Below are 13,464 nucleotides of genomic sequence, written 5' to 3'. Positions count from 1 at the left end.
CTGTACAACATAATCCTCATCATAGATTCAAAGGTGTACAAGTCAAATTATTTGTATAAGTTTTGTGGTTCTACTTCCAGCCCAATTGCCAGGTGTCGCTGTTCTTGAGGGTTCGCCAATCGAGGCGTTCACTGCGCTGGGTCAGCACCGCCTGTAACTCGACTTCCAGCACCGTGCCTTCCTCGTCGCGGAATAACGCGGTCACCAGAAAGTGTTTTTCGCGGTGTTGCGGATGGGCTGCTGTCCATTTCGACAGCAGCAATTTACCGGGATTGATGCGGTTCACTGCAAATGTTCATGCAATCGGCGAGCAGCTTCCTGACCGCTCAGCCAGGCGCCTTCGACTCGCCCGGACAGGCACCAGTCGCCGCACACATACAGGCCCAGGTCAGCATCGGCGAGCGCGCCCCATTCGTGGCTGCTGGCGGGACGGGCATAGAGCCAGCGATGGGCGAGGCTGAAGCTCGGGGCGGGCATGGAATCGTGCAGCAGTTCAGCGAATGCACCGTGCAGTTGCTCGATCACCGCTTCCTTGGACAGGTCGATGTGTTGCCGGCTCCAGGCGCTGGTCGCGTGCAGTACCCAGGTGTCCATGGTGTTGTCGCGTCCCGGTTTGCTGCGGTTGCGGGCCAGCCAGTCGAGCGGGCTGTCCTGTACGAAACAGCCTTCCATGGGCGTTTCCAGCGGTGTTTCGAACGCCAGGGCGACGGCCCAGGTCGGGTCCATTTTCACCCCGGCGGCAGCCCCGGCCAGTTTCGATGCCGCGGCCAGCAATGCGGTGGCTTGAGGCGCTGGCGTGGCGATCACCACATGACTGAACGGACCGTGAGTGAAACCTTCGGCGTCCTGCAAGTGCCAGTGTTCTTCACCGCGATAGACCTCGGTGATCCGGCAGGCGAACTGTACTTCCAGGTCTCCGAGCAGGCCGCGGGTGATGGCGCTCATGCGCGGCGTGCCGACCCAGCGTGTCTGTTCGTCCGGCGACAGGTTGAGCTGGCCGCCGTGGTAGGTGTAGAGCTGCGGTGTCCATTCGGCGACCCAGCCGTTGGCTTGCCAACGCTGGACCTCAGTGACGAAGCGCCGGTCGCGGGCAGTGAAATATTGCGCGCCCATGTCCAGGGCACCCGCATCACTGCGCTTGCTCGACATGCGTCCGCCACTGCCGCGGCTTTTATCAAAAAGTTGCACGACATGCCCTGTATCTGTCAGGGCTTGCGCGGCTGAGAGCCCGGCGATGCCGGTGCCGATGATTGCGATAGGTACAGTCATAGGGGCCTCGTTTACCTTTCTGTACAGACTACGCCGTGGTTCAAACCTGTACAATATTGTTTTTTGGTATAACTTTTAGCGTTCTCGATCTGACAGCTTGGCCTATTGTTAAACACAGAGCCTGCCCGATACCAAAGATCCCTGCTTATAAAAATAGACTAGTGATCAGGGTTAAACGCCACGCGAGGAAGAAGTCATGCACATATTGCTGACCGGCGGTACTGGTTTGATAGGACGTCAGCTCTGCAGACACTGGTTGAGTCAGGGACACAGCCTGACGGTCTGGAGTCGCAAGCCTGAAAAAGTCGCAAAAATCTGCGGCCCCCAAGTCAGGGGGATTGCCCGGCTCGAGGACCTCGACCAGATGCCGCTGGACGCCATTATCAATCTGGCGGGCGCACCGATTGCCGATCGGCCCTGGACGCACAAGCGCAAGGCGTTGCTCTGGAGCAGCCGCATCACCCTGACGGAAACGCTGCTGGCGTGGCTGGAAAAGCGCGAGCAAAAGCCTTCGCTGTTGATCTCCGGTTCTGCGGTGGGTTGGTATGGCGACGGAGGAGAGCGTGAGCTGACCGAGGCTTCGCCCCCGGTCATCGATGATTTCGCCAGTCAGTTGTGCATCGCCTGGGAAGAAACTGCCCAGCGTGCCGAGGCCTTGGGAGTTCGCGTCGTGCTCATTCGGACCGGGTTGGTATTGTCGGCCGAGGGCGGCTTTTTGTCGCGGCTGTTGCTGCCGTTCAAACTGGGGCTGGGCGGGCCGATCGGCAATGGTCGGCAGTGGATGCCATGGATTCATATCAACGATCAAATCGCCCTGATTGATTTTCTTCTGCATCAGAATGACGCCAGCGGTCCTTATAATGCCTGCGCGCCAAAACCGGTGCGCAATCGCGAATTTGCCAAGACGCTGGGCAGCGTGCTGCACCGCCCGGCGTTTATGCCGATGCCGGCCCTGGCGTTGAAAGTGGGGCTTGGCGAGTTGTCATTGTTGTTACTGGGTGGGCAGAAGGCCCTGCCGGTTCGCGCGCTGGACGCGGGTTTCACTTTCCAGTTCACCGATTTGCGCGCGGCCCTGGACGATCTGTCCAGCCGCCTTTGAAATAGGACGTTGCATGACCGATCACGCATTGCTTTTGGTTAACCTGGGTTCACCGGCCTCCACCTCGGTGGCGGATGTGCGCAGCTATCTCAATCAATTTCTGATGGACCCGTATGTGATCGACCTGCCATGGCCGGTGCGCCGGTTGCTGGTGTCGCTGATCCTGATCAAGCGCCCAGAGCAGTCAGCCCACGCCTACGCGTCGATCTGGTGGGAGGAGGGCTCGCCCCTGGTGGTGCTCAGCCGTCGCCTGCAACAGGCCATGACGATGCAGTGGACCCACGGTCCGGTCGAGCTGGCGATGCGTTATGGCGAGCCGTCGATTGAAACGAAACTGGTGCAACTGGCGGCTCAGGGCCACAAAAGAATCACCCTGGCGCCGCTTTATCCACAGTTCGCCGACAGCACCACCACGACAGTGATCGAAGAAGCCAAGCGCGTGCTGCGCGAGAAAGGACTCGACATACAACTGTCGATTCTCCAGCCGTTTTACGATCAGCCGGAATACCTCGACGCCTTGGTTGCCTCGGCCAAGCCGTATCTGGAGCAGGATCACGATCACTTGCTGCTGAGCTTCCACGGTTTGCCGGAGCGACACCTGACCAAGCTCGATCCGACGGGGAAGCATTGCTTCAAGAACGAGGATTGCTGCAAGAACGCAACGCCCGCGGTATTAGCCACCTGCTATCGCGCGCAATGCCTGCGCACGGCGTCGGAGTTTGCCAAGCGCATGGGCTTGCCGGACGGCAAATGGTCGGTGTCGTTTCAGTCGCGTCTGGGTCGGGCCAAGTGGATCGAACCCTACACCGAAGCGCGCCTGGATGAACTGGCCAAGAGCGGTGTGAAGAAGATTCTGGTGATGTGCCCGGCGTTCGTGGCTGATTGCATCGAGACGCTGGAAGAGATCGGTGATCGCGGGCGGGAACAATTCCGCGAAGCGGGAGGGGAGGAATTGGTGCTGGTGCCGTGTCTGAACGATGACCCGCAATGGGCGCGGGCGTTGAGTGCACTGTGCGAAAGAGCGCCGTTGGCTCTGTAGGGATACAACCTGTGGGTTGACGGGCTGTTGTGGCGAGGGGGCTTGCCCCCGTTGGGGCGCGAAGCGACCCTGAATCCTTCAACCGCGAGTCTCCTGGCAGACCGCGTTCGCTGGATTTACGACTGCTTCGCAGCCGAACGGGGGCAAGCCCCCTCGCCACAAGAGTATTGCGTGAGGCTTTAGATCAGAGGCTCATCCGCCTTCTTGTGCTTCCAGCTGTCATTCCCCGGCAGCAACAGGTTCAGCGCAATCGCAACCACCGCGCACAGCGCGATGCCTTTGAGGCCGAAGTCGTCCGGGCCAGTCCCGGTGCCGACCAGCACGCCACCAATCCCGAACACCAGGGTCACCGACACAATCACCAGATTGCGCGCTTCGCCCAGATCGATCTTGTGGCGAATCAACGTGTTCATGCCCACGGCCGCAATCGAACCGAACAACAGGCAGAGAATCCCGCCCATCACCGGCACCGGAATGCTTTGCAGCAGCGCGCCGAACTTGCCGATGAACGCCAGGCTGATGGCGAAGATCGCCGCCCAGGTCATGATTTTCGGGTTGTAGTTCTTGGTCAGCATCACCGCGCCCGTCACTTCGGCGTACGTGGTGTTGGGTGGACCGCCGAACAGGCCGGCTGCGGTGGTGGCAATGCCATCGCCGAGCAGGGTGCGGTGCAGGCCGGGCTTCTTCAGGTAATCGCGACCGGTCACGCTGCCGACGGCAATCACGCCACCGATGTGCTCGATGGCCGGGGCCAGGGCTACCGGAACGATGAACAGAATCGCCTGCCAGTTGAACTCCGGCGCGGTGAAGTGCGGAATGGCGAACCACGGAGCAGCGGCAATCTTTGCGGTATCCACGACGCCGAAATAGAAGGCCATGGCAAAACCGACCAGCACGCCGGAAATGATCGGCACCAGGCGGAAAATGCCTTTGCCGAACACCGCGACGATCAGGGTAGTCAGCAGCGCCGGCATCGAGATCAGCATCGCCGTCTGGTAAGGAATCAGCTCAGTGCCGTCGCCGGCCTTGCCCATCGCCATGTTGGCGGCAATCGGCGCCATGGCCAGGCCGATGGAGATGATCACCGGACCAATCACCACCGGTGGCAGCAGACGGTCGATGAACCCGGTGCCTTTGATCTTCACGGCCAGGCCGAGGAAGGTGTAGACGAAACCGGCCGCCATCACGCCGCCCATGGTCGCGGCGAGGCCGAACTGGCCCTTGGCGAGAATGATCGGGGTGATGAAGGCAAAGCTCGATGCCAGGAACACCGGCACCTGACGCCCGGTGACGATCTGAAACAGAATCGTCCCCAGGCCCGCGGTGAACAGCGCGACGTTCGGGTCGAGGCCGGTAATCAGAGGCATCAATACCAGGGCGCCGAAGGCTACGAACAGCATCTGTGCACCCGACAGCACCGTGCGCCAGAGCGGATCGTTGAACTCTTGCTGCATGCTCAAGCGTCCTTCTGCTTGGTACCGAAGATCTTGTCACCGGCATCGCCCAGGCCCGGGATGATGTAACCGTGTTCGTTCAGTTTTTCATCAATGGAGGCGGTGTAGATGGTCACGTCCGGGTGAGCCTTCTCGACAGCGGCGATGCCTTCCGGCGCGGCGACCAGGACCATGGCGCGGATGTCGCGGCAACCGGCCTTTTTCAGCAGGTCGATGGTGGCGACCATGGAGCTGCCGGTGGCGAGCATCGGGTCGATGATCATCGCCAGGCGCTCGTTGATTTCCGGGACCAGTTTTTCCAGGTAGGTGTGGGCTTGCAGCGTCTGTTCGTTGCGCGCCACGCCCACGGCGCTGACCTTGGCGCCCGGGATCAGGCTGAGTACGCCTTCGAGCATGCCGATACCGGCACGCAGAATCGGGACTACAGTAATCTTCTTGCCGGCGATTTTCTCGACCGACACGGTGCCGCACCAGCCTTCGATGTCGTAGGCTTCAAGCGGCAAGTCTTTGGTGGCTTCATAGGTCAGCAGGGCGCCGACTTCCTGAGCGAGCTCACGGAAATTCTTGGTGCTGATGTCTGCACGGCGCATCAGGCCAAGTTTATGACGGATCAGCGGATGGCGGATCTCGAGGATGGGCATGGGAAAGGCTCCGGCGGCGGGCAAAAAAACCGGCCTAGATTAATCTATCCGAGGGTGTTGTCCTATAGACATACAGTACGTTAGTCCACAAACGCTTGATCTGGCCGTGCGGGATGCGTACCTTTGCCCGCTTTTCCTGTCCGCCACCCCCTTGGAGAGCGCCATGTCCGCTGATCTCGAGCATATCCGTCAAATCATGCGAGAGGCTGACTGCCTGTACACCGAAGCTGAAGTCGAGGCGGCCATCGCCCGCGTCGGTGCACAAATCAACGACCAGATGGCTGAAAGCAATCCGGTGGTGTTCTGTGTGATGAACGGCGGCCTGATTTTCTCCGGCAAACTGTTGACCTATCTGAACTTCCCGCTGGAAGCGTCCTACCTGCACGCCACTCGCTATCGCAACGAAACCAGCGGCGGCGACCTGTTCTGGAAAGCCAAGCCGGAAGTGTCGTTCATCGACCGTGACGTGCTGATCATCGACGACATCCTCGATGAAGGTCACACCTTGGGCGCGATCATCGACTTCTGCAAACACGCCGGCGCGCGCAAGGTGCACACCGCCGTGCTGATCGACAAGGACCACGACCGCAAGGCCCGCCCGGACCTGAAAGCCGATTTCGTCGGCCTGCCGTGCATCGACCGTTACATCTTCGGTTACGGCATGGACTACAAAGGCTACTGGCGTAACGCTAACGGGATCTTTGCTGTTAAAGGCATGTAATGCATGACTACGCCGCGCTTTCTGGATCAAACCCTGTTCACGGAGCTGGCCGAGAAAGCTGCGGCTAATCCTCGTGGGCGTCAGCATCACAACTTCCATCAGATGGAAGATGCCTGTCATCGGATGGCCGTGGGGTTGCAGCCGAACACCTACATCCCGCCGCACCGGCACCTGGGCGAAAACAAGGATGAAACCTTGCTGGTCCTCAAGGGGCGGCTTGGGGTATTGATCTTCGACGAGTCCGGCACGCTGCTGACAAAGCACATCCTGCAGGCCGGCGGTGATTGTGTTGGCGTGGACCTGCCAGGCGGTATGTTCCACTCCATCGCGGTGCTGGACGCCGACAGCGTGATGTTCGAGTGCAAGGCTGGCCCGTATCGCCCTGTGGGTGAGGGTGAGCTGGCTGACTGGGCGCCCCGCGAAGGTGAGCCGGGTGTGGCTGAGTATCAGGCGTGGATGCGCGCGCAGTTCGACTGATGTTCACCCCCTGTAGGAGTGAGCCTGCTCGCGATAGCAGTCAGACTGACACATCTGTGCTGGATGTGCCGACGCAATCGCGAGCAGGCTCACTCCTACAATGGATTGCGTCCACGGCAGTATTTTCTTAGGCTCGTGATAAAGTGCCCGGCCTCGCCTTCGGAGCCTGTCATGAGCCTTTTGATCCGCAGCTGCGCCGCCCTGTTGCTGACCCTCAGCCTGCCACTGGCGGCAGCCCCGGCGCCGATGCACGCACAGTTTCTGCCACTCGATGACCTGACCCTGCGCGACGCCGAGCCCGAGCAGCAACAGCTCCTGCAGGTCACCGAGTATTCCGTGGTCGTCGGCAGTCAGCGCCAGTCCAACCAACAGCCGATTCCCGTCACGTCACCGGTGCTGATCCGCCTTAAAGGCAAATCCTTGAACAAGGGCGCGACCATCAGCCAGGTACTGGTCAACTTCGATGGCGAAAGCAAAAGCCTGAAAAAACCGGTCTACGACGACAAGAGCAAAACCCTGACGCTGTTTTACCCGATGGCGCAGTACCGGGTGGTGATCGACTTGTTGCGCAATGACACGGTGTATTGCCAGTTCCTCAGCTATGCCAACGGCCATGTCTGGGCTGATTTGCACACCGGGGCCGCTCGCGCGCGTTGAGCCCGGCGTCAAGGGAGGGGTAAACTGCCCGCCCCGTGTAATGTCTGCGAGCTGGAGTCGGCAATGCGTAAAGATAAGAAACAAGTGATTGGTGACGAGATCGGCGACGAGCAGATCAAGTTGTTCCTCGATTTCGAGCCAGTCGACGCCACTTCGCCGTCGCTGCACAAGTTGATCAAGGCTTACCGCGGCCTGCGTATCGATGACTTCGAGCGTTTTCTGACGTTCTTCGTTGAAGCCGGCCTGGACCTGGACGGCAAGGATGAGCACGGCAACGACTTCGTCGCCCTGATCAAGGATCAGCGCAATGCAGCCGAGTACATCGAGCTGATTGCCAAGGCCCGCGGTTAACCTATTGCCCTGAATCTGTGGTGTTTGTGCTGACCCCTTCGCGAGCAAGCCCACTCCCACATTTGATTTGTGTACGCCTATCTAATGTGGGAACGGGCTTGCTCGCGAAGAGGCCGGCACAAGTGATGAAGATCTTGGATCATCCGTATCACCGGCCATAAAAAAAAAGCCCCGCTCTCACTGAGAGCGGGGCGTTTTTTTATGGGACCGAATCAAGCGTAGCTTTCGGTCTCGTTACTGGCTTCAACGAGTTCCAGCGCGACGTTGTTGTGCGCATTGATCTTGCGATACAGCGCCGCATCGGTTTCCAGGACCTTTTCACGAGCCGGGAAGATTTCGGCCAGTTTGGCCGCCCACTCACCGGAAGCCTTGCCCGGGAAGCATTTTTCGATCAGCTCAAGCATGATCGAAACCGTCACCGACGCTCCTGGGGAAGCACCAAGCAGGGCTGCAAGGGAACCGTCCTTGGCCGCGACCAGTTCGGTACCGAACTGCAGGACGCCGCCCTTTTTCGGGTCTTTCTTGATGATCTGCACCCGTTGGCCGGCCACTTCCAGGCGCCAGTCTTCGGCTTTCGCTTCAGGGTAGAAACGACGCAGGGATTCCAGGCGCTGTTCCATCGATTGCATCACTTCGCTGACCAGGTACTTGGTCAGGTCCATGTTGTTTTTCGCCACGGCCAGCATCGGGCCGATGTTGCCGGCACGAACCGACATCGGCAGGTCCATGAAGGAACCGTGCTTGAGGAACTTGGTGGTGAAGCCAGCGTAAGGTCCGAACAACAGGGACTTGCTGCCATCGACGACACGGGTGTCCAGGTGCGGCACGGACATCGGTGGCGAACCCACGGCGGCCTGGCTGTACACCTTGGCCTGGTGGTGCTTGACCACTTCCGGGTTGTCGCAACGCAGCCATTGGCCACTGATCGGGAAGCCGCCGAAGCCTTTGCTTTCTTCAATACCCGAAGCCTGCAACAGCGGCAATGCCGCGCCGCCTGCGCCGAGGAAGACGAACTTTGCGTCGACGTCACGGGTGTTGCCGCTGTTGACGTCCTTGATGCTGACGGTCCAGCCGCCGTTGTTGCGCTTCAGGCCGGTCACGCGCTTGCAGTACTTGACCTGTGCGTCGGGCGCGCTGGTCAGGTGCTTGAGCAGTTGATTGGTCAGGGCGCCGAAGTTGACGTCTGTGCCATTCATCACGCGGGTTGCCGCGACGACTTCGTCGGCCGGACGGCCTGGCATCATCAGCGGCATCCAGTCGGCCATCTTGGCTTTGTCTTCGGTGTATTCCATGTCCGCGAAGGCGTGGTGCTTGCTCAGCACCTTGAAGCGTTCCTTGAGGAAGGAAACGCCACTGTCACCTTGCACGAAGCTCAGGTGCGGCACCGGGCTGATGAACGACTTGCAGGAGCCGAACGTGCCTTTCTTGGTCAGGTAGGACCAGAACTGCTTCGACACTTCGAACTGAGTGTTGATGTGCACGGCTTTCTTGATGTCGACGGTGCCATCGGCAGCCTGTGGCGTGTAGTTGAGCTCACACAGCCCGGCGTGACCGGTACCGGCGTTGTTCCACGGGTTGGAACTCTCCGCGGCACCGGAATCCATCAGCTCGACGACTTCCAGCTTGATCGCGGGGTCGAGCTCTTTGAGCAGTACAGCGAGGGTGGCACTCATGATGCCGGCCCCAACCAGTACTACGTCGACTGCTTCGTTATGCGCCATTTAACGCGTCTCCAAAATCTGCAGCACCAAATTGTCGGCATGGCTGCCAGGCGTTCAGGGGCGTGTCAGTGATGCCCCAGGTACCCATGGCAGTATTGCCATGTCCGAATCTTCGCAATTTTTTGCAACTTCGACGGACGCTACCGGCCGGGTCAATGAGGGTTATGAACTCATTTCAACGCGCGACTGGCAATTCGACTTATGGTCGATACATCCGTTTGTGCAACCAAATCCGTAGCGGACAGGCTTCAGGCTCCGGTATTCGAGGAACGCTCGGTCCTGTGTCGTTGGGCTGTTTCAGACGCTAATGGTGCATGTTCAGACGCAAAACTATTCATTTGCTCGCCACACTCTTGTGAAGTTGTGAAAACCCGTTTTTTTCACGCTCTTTTGAAGACGTGAACCTCAAAAAAGGGCTGTCCCTGCCTGGCACTGTGCCCGCGAGCATTGCCGTCATGGGATACATGACCGGCAAAACGGGCAGACAGCTCAGTGACCGAGCGTTATGACAGCTCTGCAGATTCGCGAAAAGCGGGGTTTTTGCTCAGGGAACAGCAAGCGCGCCAGCTTCACTCGATCTGTGTGGGCGGCTCTCTGTGGGCGGTGCGGGGTGTCAATACCAGGGCATTGACGATGCTGCGAGGCCCGATCAGGAGACGTCCTTATAATCGGGGGGAGATTGTATCTAAGAAACGCAGGGAAATGGACGTGTTTAATGACTTTTATTAGGCGTTCGGTCAGGTGGTCAACAGATGTTGCACCCGTGCGCGTGGCTGGCGGGTGCTCACGCGGGCGCTAGGGGGCAGGGGTTGATGCAACCAGTTAAGGCGGATTTCTTCGATTTCGACCCAGCTATCGCCCATCGGCTGGAGGCTGCACTGCTTGAACGCCTGGCAATGACCATTGCTGTCGAGCAGGGCAAAGCAACGGTGCAACGGGCGTGGTGCGAACAAGGAGATGAGGTAGCGCATGGCGAAGTACCTGATGGGGGGGCTGCCGTGAAGATTGCCCACTAGCCGTTACGTGCCAGTGTATGGGCGATGACAGATGTGTGACAGGAACCGCTTTCCCAAGGGTTTGTCAGACATTTCAGTATTGATTGAAGGCCACTGGTTAGCCGCAGTGGCCCACCGCTATACTGCGGGCCTGTTTGTGCCTGATTCTGGAGAGAAGCGCATGTTGCAACGCCTGTTGTTCGGTTTGATCACTGTGACCAGTTTGACCCTCGTCGGCTGCGCCCACAGCCCGCAACAACTGAACCCTGAGCCCAAGCTGACGACTCAGCTGGCGCCGGTCGGCCATGGCCAGCCAGTGGTGGTGCGTGTGGTCGACGGTCGTCCGTCGCCAACCCTGGGCACGCGCGGCGGCCTGTACCCGGAAACCAGCGCGATCACCGTGCAGGGCGCGCAGATTCTGCCGAAGCTGCAAGCGCAGGCTGAAGCGGCCGTGCGGTTGCTGGGTTTTACCCCGACCAACAATGCACCGAACGCCCCGCAAATCACCGTGACCTTGGCCGAGCTGAAATATCAGTCGCCTAAAGAAGGCATGTACGTGACCGAAGCGACTATCGGCGCGACCTTCCGTTCCGATGTGCAGAACGCCAATCGTCGTTACAGCGGCCGTTACGGTGCATCGCTGGACCAGCGTTTCGGCATGGCGCCGAACCAGGAAACCAACACCAAGCTGGTCAGTGACGTGTTGAGCGATGCGTTGACGCGTCTGTTCAAGGATCCGACCGTGGGTCAGGTTCTCGGCGAATAAATTTCCGCCGAAATCAAAAAAGCCCGGAGCCAGCAATGGCCCCGGGCTTTTTAATGTTCATCAATCTATATCGGATTCACACCGATCAAATGTGGGAGCGGGCTTGCTCGCGAAGGCGGCCTGACATTCAACATTGAGGTTGACTGACATATCGCCTTCGCGAGCAAGCCCGCTCCCACATGGGTTCGGCGGTGTTGCACAGACCTATTCAGGCGGCTTCGGAGTAGAAGTCCAGCACACTCACTCCGGTCAGCAAATCCGCTTCCGGCAAATCCGCATGTTGATGCCCGCCCAGTGCGCAATACACCAGCCAGTGACGGTCCTGAACATTGAAGGCGAGGCTTCCCACTAGGTTTTGTTGTTCGTCGCTCGGGGCGATGAGGTAGAGACGATCCTGGTTTTCAGCGTGAAGCATGACGATATCCGTGTCTGTTTTCGTGGGGCGGGAGACTGACGGATTCAGATGACGAAGCTGTGACTCAGGTCAGGAATCTGCCAAAAGGTCAGTTATTTGTCGTAAAGCGGGTGCAGCAGGGGAGGCTTTCGGTAGAATCCGCGCCGCAGTCGTCGGTTCGGCGTCTGCCACACCTGTTTTGTTTGAGGTCCGTGATGTCGCTGCATTTGATGACGCTGTTTACCGCCCATCCCGCCAAACTGGTCAATCTGCTGGCCTTGCTACTGGCCTTCCCCGGCAGTTGGCTGCTGCACGCCACTCGTCGCCGCGAACAGCGCGCCATGGCCAGTATCGTGTCCCAGCGCCAGAGCCAGCCCAACGTCGAGCCGACCCTGGATTGGGCGACCTTGCGCATGAACCGTTTTTTCTATCGCTTCGGTTTCGCCTGCCTGGGGTTGGCGTTGCTGGTGTCGTGGATCAGCACGCGGGTCTGAATGTCTGGCATGGGATCTGTGGTGAGGGGGCTTGCCCCCGTTGGGTTGCGAAGCGACCCTAAGTAGGGACCGCTGCGCAGTCCAACGGGGGCAAGCCCCCTCGCCACACAAGGGCGCCGTTGTCGTATCCAGTCGTAAGCCTTACAGCGGCAACCCGGCCTTCACCCGGTACTGATTGCGCACCGGCGTCGCATATTGCAGGACCAGAAACGGGCGATGTTCCTCGGGGCAACCCTCCAGACGCTTGTTCCATTCTTCCTGCGCCTTGGCCAGTTCGTCGGCCGCAAACACTTCAGACGCTTTTGGCACCTGCAATTGCGGGTCGGCGTCTTGCCATTGGGCGTAGGCCAGGTAATGCACCGGGAACAGGCGATAGCCACCGAGGATTTGCTTGTCCATCTCGATCGCCAATAGCTTGGTGTCTTCGAACAGCTCGGTGATCGGCGCAGCGAAGTTCACGTGCACCCGGCCCTTGTAGCCGGTGATGCCCTTGGCAATGCTCACATCGTCCTCGCCCGGCACTTTGGTGTAGCTGCCGGTGGTGGCGCGGATGAACAATTCGCGGGCCTTGGCCTGATCGCACGGGTCGTATTCATAGCTGATCGACACCGGGGTGAGGTTCAGCGACTGAATGACTTCGCCGAACGGCTCGTCCTTGCGGCTCATGTGGAACATCTTGAGGATGGCCGACTCGGTGCGGTCGTCGCCGTCTTTCGCCCGGCCTTCAGCCTGGGCGATCCAGATCGACGCGCAATCGTTGCGGATCGAGTGGTTGATGTAGGCCGACAACAGTTGATACGCCGCCATCTTCTCGCGCCGACCGGTGATCGAACGGTGCACGATAAAGCTCTTGTTCAGGCGCATCAGGTCGCTGACGAAAGGCTTTTGCAGCAGGTTGTCGCCAATCGCGATACGCGGTGTCGGCAGGCCGGCGTGGTACACGGCGTAGTTGACGAAGGCCGGGTCCATCACGATGTCGCGGTGGTTGGCGATGAACAGATAGGCACTGCCGGACTTGAACTGCTCGACGCCGGTGTAGGTGACACCGTCTGTGGCGCGCTCAATCGTGTGGTCGACGTACATCTCGACCTTGTCCTGCAACGTGGCCACCGAATGCACGCCAGCGAACTCGCGGCGCAGCCGATGAGCTATAAGAGGTTTGAGCATCCAGCCGAAAGCACCGGCAAAACGCGGGAAGCGGAAGTGGGTGAGGATATCTAGAAACGCCTTGTCGCCAAGCAACCTGTCCAGTACCGCTGGGACTTCGCTGTCGTCGTAAGGTCGGATGGCATCGAATTCGCCCATCATGCTCTCTTGTTAGAAACGGCTAGGGTAAGTAAAGGTTTTGATCAAAAACCGGCGGGGCACGGTCTGAAAAAATAGCCA

At 59.4% G+C, this 13,464-nt stretch carries 16 protein-coding genes; 8 read left to right on the top strand and 8 right to left on the bottom strand.

The annotated features are described in order from the left end of the window. Positions 1 to 70: 70 nt before the first annotated feature. Positions 71 to 286, bottom strand: a complete 216-nt coding sequence (locus BK660_RS22325) for a TIGR02450 family Trp-rich protein (RefSeq protein WP_123435114.1) — start codon at positions 284 to 286, stop codon at positions 71 to 73. After that, the gene (locus tag BK660_RS22320) at positions 283 to 1,269 is read right to left on the bottom strand and encodes an NAD(P)/FAD-dependent oxidoreductase (RefSeq protein WP_123435113.1); all 987 of its coding nucleotides are present in this window, start codon (positions 1,267 to 1,269) and stop codon (positions 283 to 285) included. Before BK660_RS22320 ends, BK660_RS22325 begins: the two co-directional genes overlap by 4 nt. 196 nt (positions 1,270 to 1,465) lie before the next feature. Between BK660_RS22320 and BK660_RS22315 the strand changes: the two genes are divergently transcribed. Together BK660_RS22315 and hemH are read left to right on the top strand one after the other, a co-directional pair. Beyond that, a complete protein-coding gene (locus tag BK660_RS22315; RefSeq protein WP_123435112.1) occupies positions 1,466 to 2,368 on the top strand; it encodes a TIGR01777 family oxidoreductase in 903 nt (300 codons plus the stop codon). A 13-nt stretch (positions 2,369 to 2,381) separates the two neighbouring features. Next, positions 2,382 to 3,407: a ferrochelatase gene (gene hemH / locus BK660_RS22310; RefSeq protein ID WP_123435111.1), complete on the top strand. Its 1,026-nt coding sequence runs from the start codon at positions 2,382 to 2,384 to the stop codon at positions 3,405 to 3,407. Between the two features lie 179 nt (positions 3,408 to 3,586). On the opposite strand, the gene BK660_RS22305 is transcribed toward hemH, so the two are convergent. Both BK660_RS22305 and upp read right to left on the bottom strand, forming a co-directional pair. Next, positions 3,587 to 4,861 (bottom strand): uracil-xanthine permease family protein, encoded by a 1,275-nt coding sequence (locus tag BK660_RS22305; RefSeq protein ID WP_123435110.1) that lies wholly within the window; start codon positions 4,859 to 4,861, stop codon positions 3,587 to 3,589. A 2-nt stretch (positions 4,862 to 4,863) separates the two neighbouring features. Further along, positions 4,864 to 5,502, bottom strand: coding sequence for a uracil phosphoribosyltransferase (gene upp, locus BK660_RS22300; protein ID WP_027925972.1), 639 nt, complete (start codon positions 5,500 to 5,502; stop codon positions 4,864 to 4,866). A 163-nt stretch (positions 5,503 to 5,665) separates the two neighbouring features. On the opposite strand from upp, the gene BK660_RS22295 reads away from it, so the two are divergent. From BK660_RS22295 to BK660_RS22280, 4 genes are all read left to right on the top strand, one after another. After that, a complete protein-coding gene (locus BK660_RS22295) occupies positions 5,666 to 6,223 on the top strand; it encodes a hypoxanthine-guanine phosphoribosyltransferase (RefSeq protein WP_123435109.1) in 558 nt (185 codons plus the stop codon). A gap of 3 nt (positions 6,224 to 6,226) precedes the next feature. Then, complete coding sequence (locus BK660_RS22290; RefSeq protein WP_123435108.1) at positions 6,227 to 6,700, top strand: WbuC family cupin fold metalloprotein; 474 nt, start codon at positions 6,227 to 6,229, stop codon at positions 6,698 to 6,700. A gap of 171 nt (positions 6,701 to 6,871) precedes the next feature. Continuing rightward, positions 6,872 to 7,357 (top strand): hypothetical protein, encoded by a 486-nt coding sequence (locus BK660_RS22285; RefSeq protein WP_123435107.1) that lies wholly within the window; start codon positions 6,872 to 6,874, stop codon positions 7,355 to 7,357. A 63-nt stretch (positions 7,358 to 7,420) separates the two neighbouring features. Beyond that, positions 7,421 to 7,708: a PA4642 family protein gene (locus tag BK660_RS22280; protein ID WP_090180157.1), complete on the top strand. Its 288-nt coding sequence runs from the start codon at positions 7,421 to 7,423 to the stop codon at positions 7,706 to 7,708. Between the two features lie 212 nt (positions 7,709 to 7,920). On the opposite strand, the gene mqo is transcribed toward BK660_RS22280, so the two are convergent. Both mqo and BK660_RS22270 read right to left on the bottom strand, forming a co-directional pair. Further along, positions 7,921 to 9,429, bottom strand: coding sequence for a malate dehydrogenase (quinone) (gene mqo / locus BK660_RS22275; protein WP_123435106.1), 1,509 nt, complete (start codon positions 9,427 to 9,429; stop codon positions 7,921 to 7,923). Between the two features lie 737 nt (positions 9,430 to 10,166). Further along, positions 10,167 to 10,400 (bottom strand): hypothetical protein, encoded by a 234-nt coding sequence (locus tag BK660_RS22270; protein ID WP_027925979.1) that lies wholly within the window; start codon positions 10,398 to 10,400, stop codon positions 10,167 to 10,169. Between the two features lie 205 nt (positions 10,401 to 10,605). Between BK660_RS22270 and BK660_RS22265 the strand changes: the two genes are divergently transcribed. Then, positions 10,606 to 11,190 carry a YajG family lipoprotein gene (locus BK660_RS22265; RefSeq protein WP_027925980.1) on the top strand — a complete coding sequence of 195 codons (585 nt, stop codon included), beginning with the start codon at positions 10,606 to 10,608 and terminating at the stop codon, positions 11,188 to 11,190. 208 nt (positions 11,191 to 11,398) lie between these two features. On the opposite strand, the gene BK660_RS22260 is transcribed toward BK660_RS22265, so the two are convergent. Then, on the bottom strand, positions 11,399 to 11,605 hold the full coding sequence (locus BK660_RS22260; RefSeq protein WP_046030206.1) for a hypothetical protein: 207 nt from the start codon (positions 11,603 to 11,605) through the stop codon (positions 11,399 to 11,401). Between the two features lie 194 nt (positions 11,606 to 11,799). Between BK660_RS22260 and BK660_RS22255 the strand changes: the two genes are divergently transcribed. Continuing rightward, positions 11,800 to 12,078, top strand: a complete 279-nt coding sequence (locus BK660_RS22255) for a hypothetical protein (protein WP_123435105.1) — start codon at positions 11,800 to 11,802, stop codon at positions 12,076 to 12,078. A gap of 141 nt (positions 12,079 to 12,219) precedes the next feature. Here the strand turns inward: BK660_RS22255 and BK660_RS22250 are convergent, their stop codons facing one another. Continuing rightward, complete coding sequence (locus BK660_RS22250; protein WP_185045169.1) at positions 12,220 to 13,383, bottom strand: 1-acyl-sn-glycerol-3-phosphate acyltransferase; 1,164 nt, start codon at positions 13,381 to 13,383, stop codon at positions 12,220 to 12,222. Between the last annotated feature and the right edge of the window lie 81 nt (positions 13,384 to 13,464).

The sequence above is a fragment of the Pseudomonas brassicacearum genome, from assembly GCF_003732265.1.
Lineage (GTDB): Bacteria > Pseudomonadota > Gammaproteobacteria > Pseudomonadales > Pseudomonadaceae > Aquipseudomonas > Aquipseudomonas brassicacearum_D.
The sequence above is the reverse complement of the archived record's forward strand: the minus strand, read 5'-3'. Positions and strand labels throughout refer to the sequence as shown.